The sequence below is a fragment of the Methanoculleus sp. genome (assembly GCF_036677455.1).
In the GTDB taxonomy this organism is placed as follows: Archaea; Halobacteriota; Methanomicrobia; order Methanomicrobiales; family Methanoculleaceae; genus Methanoculleus.
On the sequence record NZ_JAVBWL010000007.1, the window covers coordinates 213,659 to 237,882 of the forward strand.

The 24,224-nt window shown below is 59.9% G+C and carries 21 protein-coding genes and 1 tRNA gene; 16 read left to right on the forward strand and 6 right to left on the reverse strand.

Features of this window, described 5'->3' with window-relative positions; all coding sequences use genetic code 11:
- Window positions 1-31: 31 nt before the first annotated feature.
- Both V6K60_RS02620 and V6K60_RS02625 read left to right on the forward strand, forming a co-directional pair.
- A complete protein-coding gene (locus tag V6K60_RS02620) occupies window positions 32-304 on the forward strand; it encodes a HEAT repeat domain-containing protein (protein ID WP_332448958.1) in 273 nt (90 codons plus the stop codon).
- 102 nt (window positions 305-406) lie between these two features.
- Complete coding sequence (locus V6K60_RS02625; protein WP_332448959.1) at window positions 407-685, forward strand: HEAT repeat domain-containing protein; 279 nt, start codon at window positions 407-409, stop codon at window positions 683-685.
- Between the two features lie 7 nt (window positions 686-692).
- Here V6K60_RS02625 and V6K60_RS02630 read toward each other — a convergent pair whose 3' ends face one another.
- Window positions 693-1,973: an SLC13 family permease gene (locus tag V6K60_RS02630; RefSeq protein WP_442919544.1), complete on the reverse strand. Its 1,281-nt coding sequence runs from the start codon at window positions 1,971-1,973 to the stop codon at window positions 693-695.
- A 224-nt stretch (window positions 1,974-2,197) separates the two neighbouring features.
- Window positions 2,198-4,924 carry a cation-translocating P-type ATPase gene (locus V6K60_RS02635; RefSeq protein WP_332448961.1) on the reverse strand — a complete coding sequence of 909 codons (2,727 nt, stop codon included), beginning with the start codon at window positions 4,922-4,924 and terminating at the stop codon, window positions 2,198-2,200.
- A 180-nt stretch (window positions 4,925-5,104) separates the two neighbouring features.
- Between V6K60_RS02635 and V6K60_RS02640 the strand changes: the two genes are divergently transcribed.
- The 13 genes from V6K60_RS02640 (at window position 5,105) to V6K60_RS02700 (ending at window position 18,215) form a co-directional block, all read left to right on the forward strand.
- The gene (locus V6K60_RS02640) at window positions 5,105-5,659 is read left to right on the forward strand and encodes a type 1 glutamine amidotransferase domain-containing protein (protein ID WP_332448962.1); all 555 of its coding nucleotides are present in this window, start codon (window positions 5,105-5,107) and stop codon (window positions 5,657-5,659) included.
- A gap of 57 nt (window positions 5,660-5,716) precedes the next feature.
- A complete protein-coding gene (locus V6K60_RS02645; RefSeq protein ID WP_332448963.1) occupies window positions 5,717-6,925 on the forward strand; it encodes a HEAT repeat domain-containing protein in 1,209 nt (402 codons plus the stop codon).
- Window positions 6,926-6,951: 26 nt separating this feature from the next.
- Complete coding sequence (locus V6K60_RS02650; RefSeq protein ID WP_332448964.1) at window positions 6,952-7,488, forward strand: HEAT repeat domain-containing protein; 537 nt, start codon at window positions 6,952-6,954, stop codon at window positions 7,486-7,488.
- A 29-nt stretch (window positions 7,489-7,517) separates the two neighbouring features.
- The gene (locus tag V6K60_RS02655) at window positions 7,518-9,395 is read left to right on the forward strand and encodes a sensor histidine kinase (RefSeq protein ID WP_332448965.1); all 1,878 of its coding nucleotides are present in this window, start codon (window positions 7,518-7,520) and stop codon (window positions 9,393-9,395) included.
- A gap of 70 nt (window positions 9,396-9,465) precedes the next feature.
- Window positions 9,466-9,852 carry a response regulator gene (locus V6K60_RS02660; RefSeq protein WP_332448966.1) on the forward strand — a complete coding sequence of 129 codons (387 nt, stop codon included), beginning with the start codon at window positions 9,466-9,468 and terminating at the stop codon, window positions 9,850-9,852.
- Window positions 9,853-9,865: 13 nt separating this feature from the next.
- Complete coding sequence (locus V6K60_RS02665) at window positions 9,866-10,456, forward strand: CheB methylesterase domain-containing protein (RefSeq protein ID WP_332448967.1); 591 nt, start codon at window positions 9,866-9,868, stop codon at window positions 10,454-10,456.
- An 88-nt stretch (window positions 10,457-10,544) separates the two neighbouring features.
- A complete protein-coding gene (locus V6K60_RS02670) occupies window positions 10,545-14,399 on the forward strand; it encodes a DNA-directed DNA polymerase II large subunit (protein WP_332448968.1) in 3,855 nt (1,284 codons plus the stop codon).
- A gap of 10 nt (window positions 14,400-14,409) precedes the next feature.
- A complete protein-coding gene (locus V6K60_RS02675) occupies window positions 14,410-15,237 on the forward strand; it encodes an alpha/beta hydrolase (RefSeq protein WP_332448969.1) in 828 nt (275 codons plus the stop codon).
- A 54-nt stretch (window positions 15,238-15,291) separates the two neighbouring features.
- A tRNA-Leu gene (locus tag V6K60_RS02680) sits at window positions 15,292-15,374 on the forward strand.
- 409 nt (window positions 15,375-15,783) lie between these two features.
- The gene (locus V6K60_RS02685; protein ID WP_332448970.1) at window positions 15,784-16,377 is read left to right on the forward strand and encodes a hypothetical protein; all 594 of its coding nucleotides are present in this window, start codon (window positions 15,784-15,786) and stop codon (window positions 16,375-16,377) included.
- 435 nt (window positions 16,378-16,812) lie between these two features.
- The gene (locus V6K60_RS02690) at window positions 16,813-17,319 is read left to right on the forward strand and encodes a DUF2207 domain-containing protein (RefSeq protein ID WP_332448996.1); all 507 of its coding nucleotides are present in this window, start codon (window positions 16,813-16,815) and stop codon (window positions 17,317-17,319) included.
- A 184-nt stretch (window positions 17,320-17,503) separates the two neighbouring features.
- Entirely contained in the window at window positions 17,504-17,653 is a 150-nt protein-coding gene (locus V6K60_RS02695; RefSeq protein ID WP_332448971.1) for a hypothetical protein, read from the forward strand.
- A gap of 13 nt (window positions 17,654-17,666) precedes the next feature.
- Window positions 17,667-18,215 (forward strand): GNAT family N-acetyltransferase, encoded by a 549-nt coding sequence (locus V6K60_RS02700; protein WP_332448972.1) that lies wholly within the window; start codon window positions 17,667-17,669, stop codon window positions 18,213-18,215.
- A gap of 234 nt (window positions 18,216-18,449) precedes the next feature.
- Here the strand turns inward: V6K60_RS02700 and V6K60_RS02705 are convergent, their stop codons facing one another.
- The 4 genes from V6K60_RS02705 to V6K60_RS02720 form a co-directional block, all read right to left on the reverse strand.
- Window positions 18,450-19,730: a Fic family protein gene (locus V6K60_RS02705; RefSeq protein ID WP_332448973.1), complete on the reverse strand. Its 1,281-nt coding sequence runs from the start codon at window positions 19,728-19,730 to the stop codon at window positions 18,450-18,452.
- Between the two features lie 348 nt (window positions 19,731-20,078).
- Window positions 20,079-20,216, reverse strand: coding sequence for a hypothetical protein (locus tag V6K60_RS02710; RefSeq protein WP_332448974.1), 138 nt, complete (start codon window positions 20,214-20,216; stop codon window positions 20,079-20,081).
- A 203-nt stretch (window positions 20,217-20,419) separates the two neighbouring features.
- A complete protein-coding gene (locus V6K60_RS02715) occupies window positions 20,420-22,339 on the reverse strand; it encodes an adenosylcobalamin-dependent ribonucleoside-diphosphate reductase (RefSeq protein WP_332448975.1) in 1,920 nt (639 codons plus the stop codon).
- A 75-nt stretch (window positions 22,340-22,414) separates the two neighbouring features.
- Window positions 22,415-23,038 carry a DUF2115 domain-containing protein gene (locus tag V6K60_RS02720; protein WP_332448976.1) on the reverse strand — a complete coding sequence of 208 codons (624 nt, stop codon included), beginning with the start codon at window positions 23,036-23,038 and terminating at the stop codon, window positions 22,415-22,417.
- Window positions 23,039-23,444: 406 nt separating this feature from the next.
- Between V6K60_RS02720 and V6K60_RS02725 the strand changes: the two genes are divergently transcribed.
- Window positions 23,445-24,104 (forward strand): YczE/YyaS/YitT family protein, encoded by a 660-nt coding sequence (locus V6K60_RS02725; RefSeq protein ID WP_332448977.1) that lies wholly within the window; start codon window positions 23,445-23,447, stop codon window positions 24,102-24,104.
- Window positions 24,105-24,224 lie beyond the last annotated feature (120 nt).

Here is a 24,224-nt window from a genome sequence, read left to right on the forward strand (position 1 = left end):
GATGCGTCTTATCTGGCAAACGAGGATGCTTATGACGCAGAGGAAGGATATCGACACGATGCGACGGAGACGGGATATCGACGGGCTGATAGGGGTATTGTCAGACCCGGACGATATCATGCGGCTGACGGCGGCCGAAGCCCTCGGCTCCGTCGGCGACGAACGGGCGATCGAGGTGCTGGAGCACCTGAAGTTCACGGACCCGGATATGAATGTCCGGCGGGCCGCGTCGCTTGCCCACTCGCAGGTTGCCGCGAAACTTGCGGAGAAGAAGGGTGTGGAAGGCTGGCGCCTTGATAGGTAGGCCCGCCGGGCGCTTCGGCGAGATCCGGGAGGGCGCGGATGAGCTGCCGGCGCCCTCCCGAAAAGGCATATATACACCGGGGACGTGCACGTCAGGATTGTTATGACGACACTGGACGATATCAACACGATGCGCGACGGCCGGGACATTGACGGGCTGATCCGGGCCCTTGGCGACCCCGACGAGTTTGTTCGGACCGAGGCAGCCCTCTCCCTCGGGACGATCGCCGACCCGAAGGCGAAGGAGCCGCTCGACCGGATGCGGAAGGAGGACCCGAGCACCTCGGCCCGGGAAGCGGCCGCGACCGCGTACAAATGGCTGGTCGGCCGGATTCAGGAGGTCGAGGCGACCCGGGAACCCAGAACCCCGCCGACCGGGTAGATGCGGCTTAAAGGATGACGAAGTTGAGCCAGAGGAACCCCGTCCCGATCGCGACCGTGACCAGAAGGACGAGCATCCCTATCTTCAGGAACTCCACGAACGATATGTTGTAACCGTTCCGTGCGGCTATCCCGAGCACGACGACGTTTGCCGACGCGCCGATGACCGTGCCGTTCCCGCCGAGGCATGCACCGAGCGAGAGCGCCCACCAGAGCGGGTAGATGTCCATCGCCCCGCTCATACCCTGGATCAGGGGGATCAGGGTGGCGGTGAGGGGGATGTTATCCACGATGGCCGAGGCGAACGCCGAGAACCAGGCGATGATCAGGATGGCCTCTCCCTCCGAGTGGACGTTCTCGACCACGAACTCCGCGACGCTCGCGATGACGCCGGTCTCGACGAGGGCGCCGACGACGACGAAGAGCCCGCCGAAGAAGAAGAGGGCCGGCCACTCGATCTTCTCAAAGATCTCCTCCGGGGACTGCCTGCTCCAGAAGAGGAGGATCGACGCGCCGATCAGGGCGACGAGGGCGGGTTCGAGGCCGAGCTGGTTGTGGACGAAGAACATCCCGATGACGAGGGCGATGACGATGACCGACTTCTTGAAGAGCGGCCAGTCCCGGATCGCCTCACGCTCCTTCAACTCCGCAAATGTCTTCTCGATGCCCTCCCGTTCGTCGGGCGAGACGTGGAGGTCCTTTCGGTAGATAAGGGCGAGCATTCCCATGACGACGGCGAGGTTGATCACCATCATCGGCGCCATGTTGACGATGAACTCGTTGAACGTCAGGCCGGCGGCCGAGCCGATCATGATGTTCGGGGGGTCGCCGATGAGCGTCGCCGCCCCGCCGATGTTCGAGGCGAAGATCTCGGCGATGAGGAAGGGCATGGGGCCGGTCTTCATGACGCTTGCGACGTAGAGCAGCATCGGGGTGATGAGGAGGACCGTCGTGACGTTATCGAGGAAAGCGCTCGTAATGGCGGTCACGAGCGAGAAGAGCAACAGCACCCGCATCGGGCTCCCATTTGCAAGTTTCGCCGTCTTGATGGCGATGTACTCGAAGAGACCGCTACCGCGGGCGGTGTTGACGATGATCATCATCCCGATCAGGAGGAAGATGGTCCCGAGGTCGATGTACTCCGGGATCATCTCCCAGGGGACGATGTGGAGGAAGACGACGACCGATGCGCCGACCATCGCGACCACCGCTCGGTGGATCCGCTCGTCGATGATGAGCGCGTAGGTGATGATGAAGACCACGACGGCGATCAGTTCGGGGGTGACGATCATCTTTCGTCACCCCGGTGACGGCTGGGACGACCTGTGGCGGTCTGTGCTGCATGAAAGGTTCTGACAGTCATGGGATCCCTGAATACCGATAGTAGGATTCTGTTTAGAATAACCCGCCTATAATCATGCCGATATCTATCGCCCATCGGGAGGAAAGAGTCCGGTGCTTCCACCGCTCAATGGTAGGGACCGGCAGGGGTGCGGTGGAAGGGAGGAGCCGTTCAGGCCGACGCGGGCGCCTCTTCCCCGAGCCGCAGCCTGAGAATCTTGTAAGCCTCTCCCGCGAGCAGTATCGGCAGGCCGAGCAGGGCGAGCAGGCCCCAGTCGGCGAGGGCCAGCGGCGCCGTCCCGAGGAAGATCTGCAGGATCGGGACGTAGACCACCAGGGCCTGGAGGGCGAGGGTCCCGAGGATCGCGAGGATCAGGGTGGGGTTCGTGAAGAACCCGATCCCGTGGAGGGGGAACCGGAACGACCGGAAGTTCAGCACGTTGTAGAGCTCGAAGATGACGAGGCCGGAAAAAGCCATCGTCCGTGCCCGGCCGATGTCGACCTCGTAGAGGCCGGAGAAGACATAGATGGTCAGGAGACCGAGCCAGACCCCGAGGATGAGGATGACGAGGTAGGCGTTCCGCGTGAGGATGGACTCGCCCGGGTCCCGCGGCCGCCTCTGCATGACGTCCCGCTCGGCGGGCTCGAGACCGAGCGCGATGGCGGTGAGGCCGTCGGTGACCAGGTTGATCCAGAGGATCTGGATGGGGATGAGGACCAGCGGCAGCCCGAGGAGAAGCCCGCCGACGATCGCGACGAGCTCCCCGACGTTGGAGGAGAGGAGGTAGCGGGTGAACCGGGCGATGTTGTCGTACTCCCGCCTTCCCTCCTCGACGCCGGCGACGATGCTTGCGAAGTTGTCGTCCACGAGCACCATGTCGCTCGACTCCTTCGCTACATCCGTCCCCTTGATGCCCATGGCGATCCCGATGCTCGCCTTCTTCAACGCCGGAGCATCGTTGACGCCGTCGCCGGTCATGGCGATGACCGCCTTCTCCCGGGAGAGGACATCGATCACCCGGAGTTTGTGCTCCGCCGTGACCCGGGAGAGGACCTTCGTCGTCCGGAGGCGGGCTTCGAGCTCATCGTCGGTCATCGCCTCGAGATCGGCCCCGGTCAGCGCCCCCTCACTTGACAGGCCGAGATCCCGGGCGATGGCGTAGGCGGTCAGCGGGTTGTCTCCCGTGATCATGATCACGTCTATCCCGGCGCTCCGAGAGAGTCGTATCGCCTCCGCCGCCTCGGGGCGCGGGGGATCGACGATCCCGGCAAACCCAAGGAAGATAAGGTCCTCCTCCACCGCATCTTCGGTCCACTCGATACCGGCGGGGAGCGGGCGGCAGGCCGCCCCGAGCACCCGGAGCCCGCCGGAGGCATACGCCTCGATCTCCGCGAGGAGGGAATCGCGAAGGTCCTCCGTGAGCGGCACCACCGATCCCTCAAGGAGCACCCGGGACGAACGGGAGAGGAGAACCTCCGGCGCCCCTTTCACGTGGGCGACATCCCCTTTCTCTTCGGGGTAGATGATCGTCATCCGCTTCCGGGTGGAGTTGAACGAGAACTCTTCTGCTGCCTCCGGGGCATCCTCACGGGAGAGGCCGGCTTTGGCCGCCGCGACCACGAGCGCCCCCTCGGTCGGCGTACCGAGGATCCGCCACCCCCCCTCCTCAAGAGTGAGGGTGGCGTGGTTGCAGAGGAGGACGGTGCGGAGGAACTGCCGCAGCCCCGGTTCCCCGAGGGGGTCGATGGGTTTTTCCTCAACGAGGAACTCTCCCTCCGGGGCGTAGCCGGTCCCGGTCACCGCGACCTCGGCATCAGGCGTCCTCACCCGGACGACCGCCATCTCGTTCCGGGTGAGCGTCCCCGTCTTGTCGGTGCAGACCACCGAGACCGCGCCGAGGGTCTCCGATGCCGGAAGGTGACGGATCAGGCAGTTCTTCCGCATCATGCTCTTGATGCCAAGGGCGAGCGTGAGCGTCACGACCGCCGGGAGCCCCTCCGGGATCACCGCCACCGCGAGTGAGACGCCGATGAGGAACATCTCCAGGAACTCCCGCTGTTGCAGAAGACCGACGACGACCGCGATCACCGCGATAGCGATCGCGATCAACCCGAGGTCGCGACCGAGGCGGTCCATCTGCCGGGCGAGGGGCGTTGGTTCGTCCTCGACTCGCTGGGAGAGGCCGGCTATCCTGCCGAACTCCGTCTCCATCCCGGTGGCGACGACCACACCCTGTCCGCGTCCGTTGACGACCGTCGTGCCCGAGAACGCCATGTTGCTCCGCTCGGCAAGGGGGGTCCCGGAGGGGAGCACCCCCGGCGCCTTGTCCACGGGCGACGACTCACCCGTCAGCGGCGCCTCGTCCACCTCGAGCGAGGTCGCCTCGATGATGACGAGGTCGGCGGGCACCCGCTCCCCCATATCAAGGAGGACGAGATCCCCGGGCACGATCCCCGACGCGTCGATCTCCTCCTGTCTCCCGTCGCGGATGACCACGGCGTGCTGGACGAGCATCTTCTTCAACGCCTCGATCGCTTCGCCGGCCTGCCACTCCTGCGAGAACCCGAGGAGCGCGTTCAAGAAGACGATGATCAGGATAGCGACGGCATCGATGTATGCGCCGACGAAGAACGAGATTGCTACCGCGATGAGCAGGATGGCGATCAGGACGCTCTTGAACTGCCGCAGGAAGACCTGGAGGCGGGTCTCCCGGGCCTCTTCACGGAGGACGTTCTCCCCATAGCGCTGCAGTCGCCCCTCGACTTCTTCCATGGAGAGCCCGGACGGGCCGGTACCGAGTTTCTGCCCGATATCCTCTGCGGAGAGGGTGTACCAGTCTATCGGAGAGGCCCTTTCAGTGAACGGGACCTCTTCCGGGTTCCGGGTCGGCACGACCATATAAATTCAGTTCAGCGCCGTGCTATAAAAAGTATAGCGAGCACTCCATCGAGAAGACGAAGACCGCAACCGTGGGCGGGACGGGCAGATGGGACCCGACCTGCCGTGTCTCCGGTAGCATTATATCACTCAAAACCCCCTGACCGGGGGTCGGGCCTCCGGGCCCGGGGAGGAATGGTGATGAGCAGAATAGCAGTCCTGATCACGAATATGTTTGAGGATGTCGAGTATACGGAGCCCGCGAAGGCGTTCCGGGAAGCGGGTCATGACCTCGTCCACGTCGGTCTCACCGCAGGAGAGACCGTGCACGGGAAGAGAGAGTTGGCAGAGGTCACCATCGACCGGGCCGCATCGGACGTCTCGGTGGACGACTTCGACGCGCTCTTCATACCGGGCGGCTACTCGCCCGACAAACTCCGTGCCCACGACGCGCCCGTGGAGTTCGTGCGGAAGTTCGTTACGAGCGGTAAACCGGTCCTCTCGATATGCCACGCGCCCCAGCTCCTGATCAATGCACAGGTGCTCCGCGGCCGGAAGATCACCGGTTGGAAGTCCGTCGCCCAGGACATCAAGAACGCCGGTGCGGAGTATATCGACCGCGAGGTGGTGGTCGACGGCAACCTGGTCTCGAGCAGGCAACCTGACGATATCCCTGCGTTCATCGAGGCGTCGCTTGCAAAACTCAAGGACGCCGGCGGCGGGAAGGCGAAAGCCGTGGCTGCAGAGCAGCATTGAGGCGGGAAGACCGCCACACAAACTCTTTATGGGCGTGGGCCGCATCTCCATTCTAGGATGAACGCCGCAGGTCCGTCAGGAGGCTCGCCGGTATGGGGCAGGCCTGCGATCATCGCCCTCGTCACGGCACTCGCTCTTCTCCTGGGCCTCTTCTTCGGCACCGAAGTCCCGTATCTCCCGTTCTTCTATCTGGTGCTCGTCCTCGCCACGTTCTGGTACAAGAGGCGCGCAGTATACATGGGGATCCTGCTCGCCGTGCTTCATCTCGCCGTCGAATACCTACTCTCGGGACCTCCCGGTCCGGGGGCGATCGTGAACGCAGGGATGCTCGTCGCCGTCGGATACCTCCTCGGATACCTCTTCGAGGTCTCGGAGAGGCGGCGGGGCGGCCTGCACCTTCGTATCGGCGAGCCCGGTCCCGGAGCCCCCACGTGCGACCGCGATACGCGACGGTTGATCGCCCGGCTTGAAAGCCGCGACCCGGAGAAACGTTACCAGGCGGCCGGGTGCCTCGGCGATGCCCGTGTCCCGGCCGCAGTCGGGCCGCTCGCCGCCCTCCTCCATGACCCGGAGAGCGGTGTCCGGTGGAAGGCAACGGAGGCGCTCGGCAAACTGGGCTCACCGGCCGTCGAGCCCCTCATCGAGAGCCTCCAGAGCGAGGACGTCGACGCCAGGTGGATGGCCGCGGTCGCTCTCGGCGACATCGGCGACCCGGAGGCCATTCCGGCGCTGGTGGAGGCGCTCAACGATGAGGACGCCTACGTTCGGAGCAGGGCCGCCCTTGCGCTCGGGGCCATCGGCGAGGCCGCGCAAGAGGTGCTCATCGCCGCCCTTCACGACGGGGAAGAACGGGTCCGGGGGGGAGCGGCGCTGGCGCTCGGGAGCATCAGAGGAGAGAGCGCCGTTACGGCCCTCATCGGTGCCCTCCGAGACCCTGAAGAGGGGGTACGGCAGCGGGCCGCAGGAGCGCTCGGGGATATCGGCGAACCCGCCGTCCCCTTCCTTCTTTCGGCGCTCCGGACAGACGACGAGGAACTCCGTTCCGGGGTAATCGCCGCCTTCGGTCGGATCGGGCGACCGGCCGTCGACTCGCTCATCGCGGCGCTCGATGATGGCGACTGGCGTCTCCGTGCCGGAGCGGTGAGCGCCCTCGGGGAGATCGGCGACCCCGGTTCGGTCGACGCCCTGATCGAGTCGCTCGACGACGGGCAGGCAGAGGTGCGCGATACTGCCCGGGCGGCGCTTGGCAGCATCAGGAAGGCATAACATCAGCGAAGGTTAACCTGAAGTCCATGACTGACGAGACCCGGATCGATGACCTGATCGCCGACCTCCGGCGGGGCCCTCTTGAGGTGCGCCGTGCGGCGGCCGCTGAACTCGGGGCGAAGGGGGAGGCGGCGATCGAGCCGCTGATCGCCGCAATGCTCACCGGCGACAACGACCTCCGATGGTATGCCGCCCGCGCGCTGATGCAGATCGGCGAAGGGGCAGTCGACCCCCTCCTCACGGCAATGCGTGCCGGAGAGGACCGGGACTTCCGGCGATACGGCGCGGCTGCTCTCGCGGGGATCGGCGCCGCCGCCGTTGAACCCCTCGTCGGCGTCATCGAGAGCGCCGATCCGGACCTCCAGCCGTATGCCGCGATGGCCCTCTGCAGGATCGGCGAGCCGGCGGTCGAGCCGCTCCTCCGCCTGATGAAGAGCCCGGACCCGAAGACGCAGGAGCGCGCCGTCCTCCTCCTCTGGAAGATGGGGGAGACGGGCGGCGTCCCGCTCACCGAGGCGCTTGAGGGCGAACGGTGCGGCGGACAATCCGCGAACAATAAATGATCCCGTAGCCATCAGATCAATACGGTCTGATGGCAGAAGATACGGCGACGACCCTCTCCCGGTTCGTGCGGGATGGGGGTCCGGGAAGAAACCGGGCGGCTCTGATTGCCGGCATTGCGCTTACAGCAGCCATTGCCGCCCTCCTCACAGAGTCCCCGGGCACCAGCTTCTTCTTCTGGTCCCCCCTCTTCATCTTCGCCGTACTCGCCGGCTATCGCTACCGCGAGAAGGGAATCGCCGCCGCCACCGTGCTCGGGCTCGCCGCGCTCGGCGTCATATCGCTCCGCGCATACCCCGACCCGACCGCGCCCCTCTTCGTGGCACTCCCTCCCTTCGTTGCCATGATCGCGCTCGCGGCACTCGCCGCAACCATCGGCTACTCGACCCGGGAGAGAGCCTGCCGCCGGGAAGGCCTGGAAGCGGTACCCGGCGGCGCACTCCTTCTGGGGCGCGAGGACCGGATGATAAAGGACGCAAACCGGACCTTCACCGGGGTCCTGGGCTACGCGAGGGAGGACCTTCAGGGCATGCCGGTATCGAGGATCTGGCCTTACGCTGACGACCGCGAACGGTTCTTTGCGACGACGATACCGGGAGGGCGGTCCACAGCCGTCGAGACGCGGTTTGTCGGCCGGGACGGCGCCTCCCACTGGTTCGCCCTCTCGGGGCTCTGCCGTAACGACGGCGTCATATCCTGCCAGGTCTCTGAGATCACCCGGTACAGAGAGGCGGAAGAGGCCCTGAACGCCGAACACCGCCGACTCATCTCGATCCTGGATACCCTCCCTGCCTACGTCACCCTGCAAAGGGAGGACCACACCTTCCGGTTCACGAACCGGGCGTTCCGGGAGACCTTCGGCGACCCCGGGGGCCGGACCTGCTACGAGGTGCAGCAGGGTTCCCGCAGGCCATGCACCCCCTGCCACGGGGCGCTGGTCTTTACCCTCAGGAGCCCGCAACGGTGGGAGTGGGACCACACAAATGGAGAGACCTACGAGGTCCACGCCTACCCGTTCATCGATACGGACGGGTCGTGCTTGATGCTGCAGCTCGGGTTTGCGATCACCCAGCGGGTGCAGGCGGAGGAGGCGCTCAAGGGATTTGCTGGAAATCTCCAGGCAAAGAACCAGGAGCTCGAGGTGCTGCGGAGCCAGCTCTCTGTCGTCAACAAGGATCTCGACGCGATGGTCAGGGAACGGACCGCCGATGTGGAGAAACTCCTCACCCAGAAGGACGAGTTCATATCGCAGCTCGGTCACGACCTCAAGACGCCCCTGACCCCCCTGGTCGCCCTCATGCCCCGGATCCTGCAACGGGAACAGGACCCGGAGCTCAGGCGCCTCCTTGAGATCACCGCCCACAACGTCACCTACATGAAGGACCTGGTCGAGAAGACCCTGAAACTGGCCCGCATGAACTCCCTGTACATCGAACTCGACCTCGAACCGCTGAACCTGCGTGCCGAGTTGAACAAGGTCCTGCGAAACTACGAGATCCCGTTCAGAGCGAGAGCCATAACCCTCGAGAACAATGTCCCGGCGGGGGTCACGGTCCGGGCCGACAGGGTCCTCCTCGGCGAGATCTTCGACAATCTGATCGCCAACGCCGTCAAGTACATGCAGAACGGGACCGGGACCATCAGTATCGACGCCGCCCGGGAGGGAGGGGTCGTGATCGTCGCGGTCAGGGATACCGGCATCGGTATGACCCGTGAGCAGCTCGAGCGCGCGTTCATCGAGTTCTACAAGGCCGACCCTTCCCGGCACGACCTCGAATCCCCGGGCCTCGGCCTCGCCATCTGCAAGCGGATCATCGAGCGGCACAAAGGCCGCATATGGGCTGAGAGTGCCGGAGAAGGAGAGGGATCCACCATCCTATTCTCTCTTGAAGCGATAGAAACCCCGTGAACGTAATCCATAGACTTATAACCCTCCCGGGTGAGAGAGAACTACCAGAGGCACCACGTGTGCCAGACAGGTGGCGGAAGTGTCGTGCCGGCAGATTATGGTCGTCGATGACGACGTCTTCATCCACGAGGTGATGGAGGAACTCTTTAAACCGGAGGGGATCGATGTCGTCACTGCGGAGAGCGGGGACGCGTGCATCGCAGAACTGGAGAAGGGGTTCAAAGGCGTCATCCTGATGGATGTCATGATGCCCGGAAAGGACGGATGGGAGACGATCGAGGAGATGATCGCCCGGGGCCTGGCCGACGGGAATATCATTGCGATGCTCACCGCAAAGGATGTCCCCGACTCGGAGCTGGAGCCGCTCACGGAGCACGTCATCGATTACATCACGAAACCCTTCGAAGCGGACGAGATCGTGACCATCGTGAAGGGCTACCTCAACTATCTCGCGTGAGAGGTGGGAACAGATGGAGAACCCCGAAACCGCCAGCCAAAGACGGACGATCGTGGTCATCGGTTCGTCGACCGGCGGCCCGCGAACGCTGGAGACGATCTTCTCACGGTTTCCCCTCATCGACGCCACCATCATCATCGTCCAGCATATGCCGCACCACATCAACAGTGCGCTGTGCAGGCATCTTGCCGAGATCTCCCGGATGAACGTCAAGGTTGGTGAGGACGGCGAGACGGTGGAGCACGGCACCATTTACGTGGCCCCGGGCGACCTTCACCTGGAACTCCTGGAGAACCGGACCATCCACCTCTTCAACGACGAGAAGGTCCGGTTCGTCCGGCCCTCGATCGACGTCGCCATGCGATCGCTTCAGCAGATCGGCAACGACCGGCTCGTCGGGGTGATCCTCTCGGGGATGGGGAGCGACGGCGTCGAGGGGATCCGCCATGTCAAGGCTATCGGAGGCACCACCCTTGCACAGACCCTCCGGACCTGCGCCATCCACGCCATGCCCCGTGCGGCGTTCGAGACCGGGAAGGTGGACGAGATGCTCCCGCCGGAGGGGATCCGGGAGCGAATAATCAAGATCGCCGGGATCCTCTAGCCATCCGGCCTCGAATGGATCCGCCGGAGAGAGGGTCTGTCGGCCCGGAGCGAGCCCTCTAAATGCGTGAAGGGACCATACATCATGCATGGAGGTCTCACCCGCTACTGCCCGGTACTTCGAAGACCTCGAGGCCGGGCTTGACTCCGCGATGGAGATCGCCGCTGCCGCACGGACCCGCGGACTCGATCCGAGGACTGAACTCGAGATCCCGATAGCAAGCGACCTCGCCGACCGCGTGGAGGCGCTCCTCGGCTACCCGGGGATAGCGGCACGGATCCGGGAACTCGAAGAAACGATGTCCCGAGAAGAGGCGGCGCTCAAGATAGGCGACGATTTCGTGGCACGGAAGTTCGGCGAGACCACGACAGAGGAGATCCTCGATCACGCCATCCGGGGGGCGATGGCGCTCCTGACCGAGGGGGTGGTGGCCGCCCCGACGGAGGGGATCGGCAAAGTCAACCTGGGGAAGAACGACGACGGGACCGAGTACTTGAAGATCTACTACGCGGGGCCAATCCGGAGCGCCGGAGGGACGGCGCAGGCACTCTCGGTGCTGGTGGGCGACTACGTGCGGCAGGCGCTCGGGATCGGCCGCTACATCCCCCGCCCCGAAGAGGTGGAACGCTACATCGAGGAGATCCGGCAGTACAACGGTATCATGAGCCTGCAGTACCTCCCGAGCGAGAAGGAGCTCCGGATGATCATCGAGAACTGCCCGGTCTGCATCGACGGCGAGCCGACCGAGCAGCAGGAGGTGAGCGGCTACCGGAACCTGGAGCGGGTGGAGACGAACACCGTCCGGGGCGGGATGGCGCTCGTCGTCGCGGAAGGGCTGGCTTTGAAGGCCCCGAAGATCTTAAAGAACGTCCGTAAGATGAAGATGGAGGGCTGGGACTGGATCGAGGAGATGATCAGCGGCGGCCCGAAGAGCGACGACGATCCATCCGCCGCGATCAAGCCGAAGGACAAATACATCCGCGACCTGATCGGCGGCCGACCGGTCTTCTCCTACCCGATGCGGAAGGGCGGGTTCCGGCTCCGCCTCGGCCGGGCAAGGAACACCGGGTTTGCGGCCGCCGGCCTGAACCCGGCGACGATGCACATCCTCGGGGATTTCCTGGCGGTCGGGACCCAGATGAAGGTCGAGCGGCCGGGGAAGGCGGCGGGAATCGTGCCGGTGGACTCGATCCAGGGGCCGACGGTCAAACTCCGGAGTGGGGAGGTGCTCCGGGTCGACGACACGGCGGAGGCCCGGCGACTCGCCGGCCAGGTGGATGAGATCCTGGACGTCGGGGAGATCCTGATCAGCTTCGGGGAGTTCATGGAGAACAACCATCCGCTGATGCCCCCGAGTTACTGCGAGGAGTGGTGGATGCTCGAGGGTGGTCCCCGCCACCCGGAGAATGAGCTCGAGGCGATCGAGTTCGCGCTCGACGGGGCTCCCCTCCACCCCGACTACACCTGCATGTGGGACGACGTCGCTCCGGCCGATATCGCCCTCCTCGCGGACCGGGTCAGCGCCGACGGCAGGGTCGAGGACGGGGTGCTGATGCTCCCGAATACCCCGGAAGTGAAGGCGATCCTCGAGGAACTCCTGGTGCCGCACGTTCTTTCGGGCGACCGGATCGCCATCCACGAGCACCTGGTGCTGCTCGCCTGCCTCGGCCTGACACTGCACCTCGAGAGAAGGCCGGCGTGGCGGGATGCCCCGATGGAGAACTCGCTCGACCTCGTGATGCACCTCTCGGGCTTTCTGGTCCGCTCAAGGGCGGGCACCCGGATCGGCGGCCGGATGGGACGGCCGGGGAAGTCGAAGCCGCGGGAGATGAAACCGCCGCCCCACTCGCTCTTCCCCATCGGGGACGACGGCGGTTCGCGCCGGTCGTTCCAGGCGGCCTGCGCATCCCGGCCCCGGTCCAACACGGACGGCGGGGTGGTCGAGGTGGAGGTCGGCGAACGGCGCTGCCCCGCCTGCGGCACCTTCACCTACAGGAACCTCTGCGAGTGCGGTGCGCACACGGTTCCGGTCTTCCGCTGCCCGAAGTGCGGGAAGGACGTCGGGCAGGCCCTCTGCCCCCGATGCAACGTGCCGACGGTCTGCCTCCAGAAGGTCTCGATCAACCTCAAGACCGAGTATGCTGCGGCTCTCGAGCGGGTTGGGGTGCGTGAATCGTCGATATCGCTCTTGAAAGGCGTGAAAGGGCTGATATCCCGCGAACGGCCGGTGGAGCCGATCGAGAAGGGCATCCTCCGGGCGTTGCAGAATCTTTATGTCTTCAAGGACGGGACTGTCCGCTACGACATGATCGACCTTCCTCTGACCCACTTCCGGCCGGACGAGGTCGGGGTCCCGATCGAGAGGCTCCGGGAGCTCGGCTACACCCACGACATCTACGGCCGGGAGCTCGCCAGCGCCGACCAGGTGCTGGAACTCCGCCACCAGGATATCTTGGTATCGGAGGACTGCGGCGAGTGGCTGGTCCGGGTGGCGAAGTTCGTCGACGACCTTCTGGTGAGGTTCTACGGGCTCGAACCGTTCTACAGGGCGGAAAAACCGCTCGACCTCGTGGGCCAGCTCCTGATGGGGCTCGCCCCGCACACCAGTGCCGGGGTCCTCGTCCGGTTGATCGGGTTCTCGAAGGCCCCGGTCGGGTACGGCCACCCGTTCTTCCACGCGGCGAAACGGCGGAACTGTTTTGCAGGCGAGACAGAGATAACCGTCTATAACGGCCGGGAGTGGGCGACGATGCCGATCCGGCAGTTCGTGGTGGAGAGTTTCGATCTCTCAAAACCGGGGCTGGACCACGTGGGGACGTTCTACTCCGACCCCCGGCAGCCGTTCTACGTGAGAAGCATCGATCCGCGAGGGTCGGTCAGCATCAAGAAGGTCACCTCCGTCTCGGTCCACCGGGCTCCTAAGCACCTCATCCTCTTCTCGACGAGGCGGGGGAAGGTCCTCACGGTCACCCCCGACCACGCGATGCTGGTCTGGGATACCGATTACCTGCGCAAGATCCCGGCGCTCGAGGTGAAGATCGGTGACCGGGTCCCGGTGGAGGAGGGAGGGTTCGTCATCAGCGACGAGATCGCGAGCCGCGAGACCGTCCAGGCGCTCGAAGACCGGGTCTACTGCCTGACGGTTGCGGATAACCACACCCTTGTCGCGAACGGCATCTTCTGCGGGCAGTGCGACGGGGACGAGGACTGCGTGATGCTCCTCCTCGACGGGCTGATCAACTTCTCCCGGGCCTACCTCCCCGATACGCGGGGGGGGACGATGGACGCACCGCTCGTCCTGACCACCCGGATTGACCCGGCGGAGGTCGACAAGGAGAGCCTGAACGTCGATGTCTGCGACCACTATCCGATCGAGGTCTACAACGGCTGCCTCGCCTACGCTCACCCGAAGGACCTCGACAAATACGTCGACCGGGTGGAGCGGCGGCTCGGGACCCCGGCTCAGGTCGAGGGGTTCCTCTTCACCCACCCGACCTCGGACATCTCGGCGGGGCCGCTCGAGTCCACCTACACAAAACTCGGGTCGATGCTCGATAAACTCGAGGCGGAACTCGACCTCGCAGAGAGGATCCGGGCAGTGGATGCCGACGACGTTGCGGAGCGGGTCTTGAACACCCACTTCATCCGGGATCTCCAGGGCAATCTCAACGCGTTCTCGAAGCAGAAGGTGCGGTGCATGAAGTGCAACGCGAAGTACCGGCGGATGCCGCTTGCGGGGAAGTGCACCCGCTGCGGCGGGAACGTCATCCCGACGGTCCACGAGGGCTCGGTGAAGAAGTACCTGGAGATGTCGCGCAACATCTGCGCGACCTACGCGGTATCGGAGTATACGAAGCAGCGGGTGGAGGTGCTCTTCATGCAGATCGAGTCCACCTTCGGCCAGCCCCCGGAACGGCAACTGGGGCTTGCGGACTTCATGTGAGGAAGACAGGATGAAGGTCGATGAGGTTCTTGCTGCCCTGAAAGCCGGGGTCCCTATCCCGGCCGACCGCCGGCGGCCGGAGGTGGAGCCGCTGCCGGGCATCCCCGCATACCGGCTGACGACGCCTGCAACACGAGCCGATCGGACGGTCCTTTTCTTCCACGGCGGGGGGTTTAGGAGCGGCTCGACGGCCGAATACTTCGATATCTGCGCCCGGCTTGCGGATGCGTGCCGTGCCGAGGTCATATCGGTCGACTACCGGCTCGCGCCGGAGCACCCTTTCCCGGCGGCGGTGGAGGACTGCCTTGCCGTCTACCGGCACCTGCTCGGGGAGGGCTACACCCCTCGACGAGTGGTGCCGGTCGGGATATCGGCCGGGGGGACGCTCGTCCTTGCGATGCTTCTTGCCGCCCGGGACGAAGGGCTTCCGATGCCGGCGGCAGGCGTCCTGCTCTCTCCGGCGGTCGATATGCTCTTCCTCGGGGAGTCGGTGATCTTCAACCGGGAGACGGACTGGCTCAGCCCTGAGTACCTTGCCGAGATGCGGGACGACTACCTGGCCGCCCACGACCCCGTCGACCCGCTGGCGTCGCCGCTCTACGCGGATCTTGAGGGGTTGCCGCCGCTGCTGGTCCAGGCAGGGGGCGGCGGGGTGCTGATCGACGGGATTCGCGCGTTTGCGAGCACCGCGGAACTGCAGGGGGTTCCCGTGACGTTCGACTACGCGGAGGGGATGTTTCACTGCTGGCAGATGTTTGCGGGAGTCCTCCCTGAGGGTGCGGCGGCGATCGAGCGGGTCGGGGCGTTCGTCCGGCGGCAGGTGCCGGATGAGGGGTGAGCGGCGGCAGGCCGCCATCAAGCTCATTACTTTGGAGGTGCTATTAGTACAGGCGCGAGGGTAGCCAAGCGGTCAAAGGCGGTCGACTCAAGATCGACTCTCGAAGGAGTTCGCGGGTTCGAATCCCTCTCCTCGCATTAGCAATTTTTTGCAGAGCACCCGTGGGGACAGGTATTGTCGCCATATTTGTTGTCTGCCTCACTACTCTTCATGTAGCATTACGTCAACTACACCTTTCTTACCCGTGTGCCACCTCCACCCACCTTTTTCCGGAAGGCAATCCGCAGGGATAGCCCGTAACTCAGCCCTTCGCTCGAGTGCATCCCGCTCATGTTCCAGGAGGCGATCCGGGCACTGGTGAAGGATGGTGAAAGAAATTGCTGCGTTGTGGTGGCTGATTTGGACCTTATTTAATTTTTAACCGCTTTTTCTTGACACCCTCAAACAAGCCCAGCGCGGCGATTACTTTTTATGAGCTAAATTCCACAGAGCGACACTAAGGATTAGGGCAAATATTAACAACCAGAAGCAGGCATGTCCTCATGTATGGTTAGTTACGAAAAATTCGAATCCATCAAAGAGAAGTATGGGTGGTGCTCTAGCTGGGCAATATGGGCTGATGCGGGGGAAAGGCCAAAATCTAATATGGGCGATCTGAGGGTTTTTGATATAAAGCACAACCCCGCTCTCTTAGAGCAAGTGAACCCGGATATCATTCTGGTCGGGTTGAATATATCGCGTGGGCCTATGCAAAACCCACTGGCAAATTTTCATGATCCAAGGCCTGAAGCGATGGATTTTAAGATCCGGTATGCATTGAGGAATTCTCCCTTCTGGGGCGCATACATGACAGATATCATCAAAGATTTTGATCAGAAAGTATCTGGAAAAGTCAGGAGTTACTTGAGAACACACAAACAGTTTGAGATAGAGAATGTAGAACTATTTCGGAAGGAAATAGAACATTTAGGTGCCCGTGACCCTACTATTATCGCCTTTGGCAATGTGGTCCATGAGGTCCTCGTGAGAAACCTCACGGATGATTACAGAATTTTGAAAATACCGCATTACAGTATGTATTGCAGCAAGGAAAAATACCGAGAAGAGATAAGCCGTATTTTACAGTACGAATCGTATTAATGCCAATTATTAAAACAGTAGTAGAAAACACCGGGCAAATGTTACCGAAAAAGCTGCTATGGGTCCGTAATTTTTCGAAAAGTTAATATCTTCGCTTGGACTTTGGTCATTTATGAGAGTAGCCCCTCAATATATATTGCTGGCACTTCTTATCGTACTATTAACATGTGGATGTACGCAGAATACTGTAGAGGTTCCACACAGTCTAGAGAACCCTACTTCGACGACCGCGGTTACGAGTAGTGATCATGAAATTTCTGTTAGTGAAGATCTGAGTAAAGATAATCTAATCGTTGAAACGTACAACGCGAAGCTCTTCTGGAACGGCACATTCATCGAAACGTATACCTATAATGTGAAGGAACCAGGAGTCTACAGAATGCTTTTCCGGTACTGGGAGTTCCACTTTCTTTTGAATCCCTGAACCAGCCATACATCGAACATGTTAGTGTTTCCGGCCCAGAGGACACGATAGGATACGCCAAAAATTTTAAGGGCGATGTTCGAACGACTGTAGCCATCCCATCAACTGTTCACAACGCAATAAGTAGTCTAGCATTGAAAAACGAGGTGGGGATGTATAAGATGGAAAATTTCAATCAAGGAACATATTCTGTTCAATATAGGTTTATTATCCATCCGCCACTCGAATATGATGATAGTAATGCACATTTTAACTTCATGCTCTTAGATGAACACGTACCCATACAGAATCTAATGATTGAAGTGCCTTCAGAACCTGTTGTGAAGGTTTACTGCACTCCGGATACGTTGCATGTCGCTAAAAATGGGAATTCGCTGTACATTACCGGAACGGGCCTGAAAGATGACAGAATCAACCTTGAATTCCTCCTCCAGAAAGAGATTCTGCAACAGATGGATGGTTTCCCTCAATTTGTATCGAATGTTGAAGGAAGAATGGATAGTACCTATAAATTATAGAATTAGCACCCATGCCTGTAACACCAGCGGCGCCGATAATCGGCGCGAGTTTTATGACAACTCAAAACATATATATGCCCGAAAACTAACAGTAGGCATGTCAACAGTGGGTAAAATATGATATTTTTCAAGCTAACGACCCACTGTCCATATCATAGTTGTCCCGTGAGGAGGCGTTGGAATCATGGCAAAACCGTTGGAACTTGGACTGGAATTGACCGGGGAGGATGCATTGCGTTTTCACCGGTATATGGAAGGCCACGAAGAGCTGCCGCAACGTGGGCGTGAAATGATGCGGGTAGCGGTTCGGTTGGCCGAGAAAGAGCAACTTTAGCAGTATATATTGTATGAAGATCCCTCTAAACGAACTGTACTTCGATTTCCTTTCGGAGGGATCGGATCTCCATTCTTTTCGATGTTCGGATAATGACTTGAATGAGTTTCTCCGCGACGATGCGCTGTATTACCAGCAGGAAAGATTGGCATCGACAAGACTTTCCTATTATCACGGTACTCTGGTTGGATATTTCACGTTGGTAAACGACAGCATATTTGCAGATGCGATAACGGGCGAAGACGGTGACAGGAGATTTGAAGCCAGAAGGTACCCTGCGATAAAAATAGCAAGACTTGCAACACACGATGATTATACAGGCAGAGGAATCGGCATGCATATGGTCACCAAAGCGACCAGTGTCGTGGTAAAACTATCAAAATACACTGGCTGCAGAATCATTACCGTGGACGCGAAATCGGGGAGGGAACCTTTTTACGAGCAATTCGGCTTTAAGAGAGCGCGAGCGAAGGTCCAAGATACAACTCCCATGTACTTTGATTACCATAGGTATCTGAAAGATATCAGCAGGCTGGAACCGCCGATATCCGAAACTGAGTAGTTCAACGATTTTTCACTGCGGCGAGATCTGATGAGGCACCTATTGCTGCAACACGCGGACTCATCCCCCTGGGACCGCCCGGCAGCGCCAACACGCCTCGGGTCGCTTGGTCTTCTGAGGGCTGACTCAAATAGTTTAGTGAAATACTGGACCCAGAGAGGAACAGGTAGCCGAAACCGGCGAGCCACGCAAGGGCGGCCTCTTCGACTTCCGATTCGGTGAAGGTGTAGGGGGTCACTCTTTCAACCCCCTGAATATGAAGATGTACTCCCTGCCCGATTTCTGCTTCGCGAGATACCCCAGTTCTTCGAGATGGAAGAGATCGCTTCTCGCCGTCCCATACGCCACACGATATGTCTCGACGATCTCCTTGATCGTGATCGGCTTATCCGGTTTTTTTATGAGCGATTTGATGATCTCTGCCTGACGAAGGCTGAGCCCTTCGCTCTGCCGAAGAATAATTAATGCCTGCTTGCTCTCGCTCTGCTTCTTCTCGATGTACTTCTGGATATTGTCGACCGCGGTTTTTACTGCTACGAGGTTGTAGCGGATGAAATATGTGAGATCGTTCTCATCACTCTCGGTATACTGGTAGGCGAGGTTATATTGCCCCTGCGTGTCTTTTATCGCTCTCGATACCGCCATATATTTAAAAAGCCAGTAATCCCTCCGGAGCATATACCAGTAAAAGACACTTCGTGCAGTCCGGCCGTTTCCGTCATTGAACGGATGTATATATCCGATCAAGAAATGCAGGATAATGCCTTTGATCACAGGATGGATGAACTGCCCGCCGTCATTATTTGCAAAGTCACAGAGTTTCTTAATGAGTCCTTCGATCAACGCGAAATCGGGGGGCGTGTGCAAGACATTGCCCCGCATATCAAAGACCCTGATCTCGTTGTTATCCCTGAATCTCCCTTCGTCGCCCGGATCCTCAAGCGTATCCCAGGTGATGGTCTTATGGATCTCTAAGATCAGTTCCGGGGTTAAATTTTCATCTTTTATCTGAGTGATCCTCTTCATCGTGATGTAGTTATTCAGGATCATCCTCTCGTCTTTCGTGGCGGGTTTCCTCTTTTCACGAAGCATCTTTTTTGCAATCGTCCTCGTGACTGCGGCTCCCTCGATCTGACTCGATGCAATCGCCTCTTCCATCAAAGAGTTGATGATGACCTGGTTCCGATCCTGAGGCAGTGAATCGAGGCCGGATGAGATGCTTCCCGCTGCCGACTTGTCAAGGAAATGAAGTTTTTCGAGAAAATCATCCAGAAGACTGTATTTGAGCTGAAGATCATTGAACGTTACGTATTTCATACTCCTCTCTCTGAAGGTCTTCATCAGTATCCAGACAGAGAGGGGATCTACCGGGAGTTTGCGCCATTTCAACTCTTCCCAGTGCAGATATTGTTGGTTGTATTTGAAAACCGCGTTGATTACTTCTTTAGTATCCGCATACTCCCAGGCTTTTTCGATATCTGCCGGAGAGTATTCCGGCGTGCGGGGAGGTTTCATGATTAAACTTTATCTATCACTTCGATCCGTATTATCAGTATCTATCAGTTTGTTACATTTTGATAGATACTGATAGGCACTATAAATGAGGAGGTAGGGTATGCATCCATCACCAGCGATAAAATCAGGTTCAATGTGAATGAGGTTGTCCAAGAAAGCTGTCTCACTCATCCAGTCCGAGATGTCGTTCAGATACCCCGAGGTGAGTGCCCTGATCCGGGTGTAGCGAAGGTTCAAAGACTCTTTAGAACGGCTAGATTCATACAGAATACGAGTCTAGTGCGGCTTGTAGAGAATGTTCGTTCGATTAACACTTAAAAATAAAAACAGTTGAAAAACCCGGGCGGCTCACTTGATCTTCTTCTCGAGTTTCTTCAGTTTCTTCTTGGCGGCCTCGCTACCCGCAGCCGCCTGCTGCGCGAGTTCTTCTGCCTTGGCCTTCTTCGCTTTATTCAGTTTCTCCATTTGTTTCTTGCTCGTCGGCATACAGTGTTACCTCGCTACGTCTCTGGCTGGTTCTATTTCTTTTTTCTTTCTTATAAATCTCCCCGTATCGTTGTACCAACCAAGAAGGCTTCGAGTGAACTACCCCGCGCTCTCGGGCGGGGCTTCCCACCCTCGACCCGAGGGTGTCGGATCCCGATTTATATACCCACATTGATTGCAGATCTTCATAGGCGGAGCGTACATCAACTGCACCCACTCCAGCCGCAATGCTTGCAGATCCCCTGGTTGCATCCCTCGCCGAAGTCAAGCGGTTCGCGGCATTCGGGACAAAGCCGCTGTTCTCCGGTCTTTTCGATCTCCCGGTCCTGCAACGTGGTGATGCTCTGATTTTTTGCCGGGAGATCGATGCACCGCCCGACGACATCGGCACACGAGTGGCCTTCGGATGAAGGGTTTTCGATGGCAGAGATGCAGTTCACCTTCGCGGGCTCTTTGAGGGCGAGAACAACCGTCTCCCGGCTCCCCGTCCGGTAGATGGTGATGCCCTTCAGCCCGAGGTTCCACGCCATGAGGAGCGCCTCTTCGCAGTCGTTTTTTGTGGCGGAGCCGGGCATGTTGATCGTCTTACTGATCGAGGCATGGACATGCTTCTGGAAGACTGCCTGCATCCGCACATGATCCCGCCAGGAGATGTCGAAAGCCGTCTTGAACAGCGCACGAAACTCTTGCGGGAGCCAGAGCAGATCCTGGATCGTCCCGGTCTCATGAACGTGGGCGATGACCTCGTCTTCTTTCTCTGCCTGCTCGTCTCCGGTAAGATTCATCTCCGCGAGAGTCCGGACAAGAGCGTCCCGGAAGACCGGGTTCACGATGATGAATGTCTTCCCCACTGTATTTTTCCGGGTGTATGCAAACGAAAAGACCGGCTCTATGCCGCTGGAGCAGCCCGCAAGAAGCGATATGGTTCCCGTAGGGGCAATGGTCGTCATCGAGGCGTTGCGGACAGGACAATCCTTCCAGACGCTCCCCTTCCACCCGGGGAACGTCCCTCGCTCTCCCGCGAGCCGGTGCGACTCGTCGACTGCCGTTTCGGTTATGAACTGCATGGTATGCTCGCACCAGCCCCTTCCCTCAGCAGAATCGTACGCAAGGCCAAGCATGAGCAGGGCATCGTGGACGCCCATAACACCGAGACCGATCTTCCGGGTTCTCTTCGTCGCCTCCTCGATCTGCGGTATCGGGTAGACGTTCCTGTCGATGACCTTATCGAGGAACCGAACGGCCATACGGGCGGTGCTCGCGAGCATCTCTTCGTCGAGTGCTCCCCCGCGTATGCAGGCGGCCAGGTTGATACTCCCGAGGACACAACTCTCATAGGGGAGAAGCGGCTGTTCACCACACGGATTTGTCGTATCGATCTCACCGAGTTGCGGGGTAGGATTGTGCCGGTTTATCTCATCGTAGAAGAGGATCCCAGGCTCGCCATTCTTCCAGATTCCTTCGACGATGGCGGTCCAGATCCGGCCGACCGTAACCGCTACGCCCAAGTAGGGGCGGGTGAGCCAGACCTCATCGAACCGACACGCCGCTACAAGGTTCATGAACTCATCGTTCACCATCACGGAGATGTTGAAGTTGGAGAGCTCACCCTCTGTCTGCTTTGCGGCGATGAACGGTAAGATGTCGGGATGCCAGACGTTGAGGATCCCCATGTTTGCCCCGCGACGGCGCCCCCCCTGTTTGATGGCATCGGTTGCCGCGTTGAAGACCCGCATGAAAGACACCGGCCCTGACGCAACCCCGTCGGTTGACCGGACAGGAGAGCCTTCCGGCCGGATATGGGAGAAGTTGTATCCGGTTCCACCACCGGTCTTGTGGATGATCGCCCCCAGTTTTATGGCGTCGAATATCCCCTCGATGGAGTCCGGGACCGGAAGGGTGAAGCAGGCGGAGAGCTGCCCGAGTTCGGTTCCGGCGTTCATGAGGGTGGGGGAGTTCGGAAGAAACCTCAGGGAAGTCATCGCCTCAAAAAAGGCGGCTTTCTCGGCCTCTTCATCGGCAAGTGCCGATGCTACGCGGCGGCAGATGTCTTCGAACGTCTTTTCTCCTCTCCGGAAGTAACGCGCCGAGAGGATGCTGTCAACGACGGGTGATGAGTTCATACAGGGATCAACTCTGCTCCGGTTTCGATCGAGATTTGGGGATGGGGCGATTGCATCTGCACAGGAGATCCGGAGTTACCCGTCCTCGGTCTGCAGGGCAGGGCAGAAGTTGCAGATCGAGAACGGGACCTCCTTTTCATGGTCGCGGATGAGACAGTAGAATGAACCGTTACGCTCCTCGACCCGGAACCCTCCCGGAAACGGCGTCCCCACCGGATGGCCCGGCCGGTCGAGCACGAACATCGTAAAAGCCGAGATCAGGTAGTAAAAGGCTCGGTGCCGGGGCGTAAAACGAAATGGGATCCGTTCTGTGGTTTCATCATACCGGAAGCACCCGTCGGAGATCATGTCGCAGAACTTAAGGAACGTTTCACGATCGGTTATCGGTTCGGTCATGGAGAGGAATCTGCCCGAACGATGCATGGCGAGAAGCTGGTGGTGAGCGCCGAATAACTGCTCGGTGATGTAGGGGCGGACCTTGCTCCGGTAAGGCTCGGGCAACCGGATCATCTCCGCGTATAACCTTCCCCCGAGGATCTGGAGATCACCGAGCGAGTAGCGGCCGACTTCCCCGGCGAGGATCAATCCGAGTTCGCCCTTCGTCATTGCGGCCGCCATTCGCCGGGCCATCTGCACGATTGCATCTGCTTCGTCCCCCGCTGTGGTCTTCAGGGGTGAAGATTTTATCTCCGTCGACATGGTGGATGTATGGGAGATCTGTGTCCGGGGATCGTTTATCTTATTCCCTCCATGCGGTAGCATGCATCCCCGGCGGCACGACGATCGGACCCCTTCCCTCATCATCGTGCTCCGCCGGCCCGGGGGCAGTCCCGGTCCGCTCGATGAGACCGACGGCATGGTGCCTCCCGGGTCTCGCTGCTCGTGACCCCCTTTACCCGTGCTCTCCACCCCACGACCGGAACTGTTCCCTCGGAGCGCAGGCCCGCTCGCGAGGGCGTGATCGGCTCAAGATACACCCACGGAGCGGACTGCGCCGGGAAGGGTATCCCCACCAGTCGACCGGGCGGCCGATACAGCCCCGTGAAGGCTCCGACACCGCCAACCTATATCGTCGCGCAAATCCCATTTATATAAACCTTTAACCATGATCACCAGAACAACAATTAAACAATATGCCCTCCTGGTCGCCGGACTCTTCTTCATGGGCTTCGGCATAAGCCTCATCACAAAGTCATACCTCGGGACATCGCCGATCTCGAGCATCCCGTACGTCCTCTGCCTGATATTTCCCATCTCTATCGGTACATTCGCCTTCTTACTCGGCGTCTTCTTCTTACTCCTCGAGATACTGATACTTGGAAAGGATTTCCCGAAGATACAGATCCTCCAGATCTTCGTGGGCCTGCTCCTCGGCGCCTCGATCGATCTCAGCATGCACCTGCTCTTCTTCGTTGAGCCTACCGTGTATGCCGGACAGATCGTCACGCTGCTCGCCGGCTGCGTCGCCCTGGCCCTCGGGGTCTACCTGGAGGTCTCTTCAAAGACGTTCGTCTATCCCGCCGATGCAATTGTGAAGATCATTGCAGATAAAGCCGGCAAAAAATTTGGATACACGAAGATTGCCTTCGACACGACACTCTGCTGCACTGCGGGATTGATCTCGTATGTTTCCTTTGGTACCCTGGAAGGCCTCGGGGAAGGAACTATAATCTCCGCGCTGCTTGTAGGCTATATCATCACGGCAATCAGCACCATATTCGTCTACCTTAACATCGGAAAGAACTCGAGTTCCACAAAGAATTAGACGGTGCGCGGAGACCCAAAATTCCGTTTTTCACTCATTCCCGGAAACCATGAGAACAAAGGATATCCGGGACCATCACCTGGTTCCAGGATCAATTCGGCCGCGCGTCCCGAACTGCCG

Excerpts from the sequence above, each read along its gene's own strand:
- V6K60_RS02620 (WP_332448958.1), top strand. The coding sequence starts at position 32 with ATGACGCAGAGGAAGGATATCGACACGATGCGACGGAGACGGGATATC.
- V6K60_RS02625 (WP_332448959.1), top strand. The coding sequence starts at position 407 with ATGACGACACTGGACGATATCAACACGATGCGCGACGGCCGGGACATT.
- V6K60_RS02635 (WP_332448961.1), bottom strand. The coding sequence starts at position 4,924 with ATGGTCGTGCCGACCCGGAACCCGGAAGAGGTCCCGTTCACTGAAAGG.
- V6K60_RS02640 (WP_332448962.1), top strand. The coding sequence starts at position 5,105 with ATGAGCAGAATAGCAGTCCTGATCACGAATATGTTTGAGGATGTCGAG.
- V6K60_RS02645 (WP_332448963.1), top strand. The coding sequence starts at position 5,717 with ATGAACGCCGCAGGTCCGTCAGGAGGCTCGCCGGTATGGGGCAGGCCT.
- V6K60_RS02650 (WP_332448964.1), top strand. The coding sequence starts at position 6,952 with ATGACTGACGAGACCCGGATCGATGACCTGATCGCCGACCTCCGGCGG.
- V6K60_RS02655 (WP_332448965.1), top strand. The coding sequence starts at position 7,518 with ATGGCAGAAGATACGGCGACGACCCTCTCCCGGTTCGTGCGGGATGGG.
- V6K60_RS02665 (WP_332448967.1), top strand. The coding sequence starts at position 9,866 with ATGGAGAACCCCGAAACCGCCAGCCAAAGACGGACGATCGTGGTCATC.
- V6K60_RS02670 (WP_332448968.1), top strand. The coding sequence starts at position 10,545 with ATGGAGGTCTCACCCGCTACTGCCCGGTACTTCGAAGACCTCGAGGCC.
- V6K60_RS02675 (WP_332448969.1), top strand. The coding sequence starts at position 14,410 with ATGAAGGTCGATGAGGTTCTTGCTGCCCTGAAAGCCGGGGTCCCTATC.
- V6K60_RS02685 (WP_332448970.1), top strand. The coding sequence starts at position 15,784 with ATGGTTAGTTACGAAAAATTCGAATCCATCAAAGAGAAGTATGGGTGG.
- V6K60_RS02695 (WP_332448971.1), top strand. The coding sequence starts at position 17,504 with ATGGCAAAACCGTTGGAACTTGGACTGGAATTGACCGGGGAGGATGCA.
- V6K60_RS02700 (WP_332448972.1), top strand. The coding sequence starts at position 17,667 with ATGAAGATCCCTCTAAACGAACTGTACTTCGATTTCCTTTCGGAGGGA.
- V6K60_RS02705 (WP_332448973.1), bottom strand. The coding sequence starts at position 19,730 with ATGAAACCTCCCCGCACGCCGGAATACTCTCCGGCAGATATCGAAAAA.
- V6K60_RS02710 (WP_332448974.1), bottom strand. The coding sequence starts at position 20,216 with ATGCCGACGAGCAAGAAACAAATGGAGAAACTGAATAAAGCGAAGAAG.
- V6K60_RS02715 (WP_332448975.1), bottom strand. The coding sequence starts at position 22,339 with ATGAACTCATCACCCGTCGTTGACAGCATCCTCTCGGCGCGTTACTTC.
- V6K60_RS02720 (WP_332448976.1), bottom strand. The coding sequence starts at position 23,038 with ATGTCGACGGAGATAAAATCTTCACCCCTGAAGACCACAGCGGGGGAC.
- V6K60_RS02725 (WP_332448977.1), top strand. The coding sequence starts at position 23,445 with ATGATCACCAGAACAACAATTAAACAATATGCCCTCCTGGTCGCCGGA.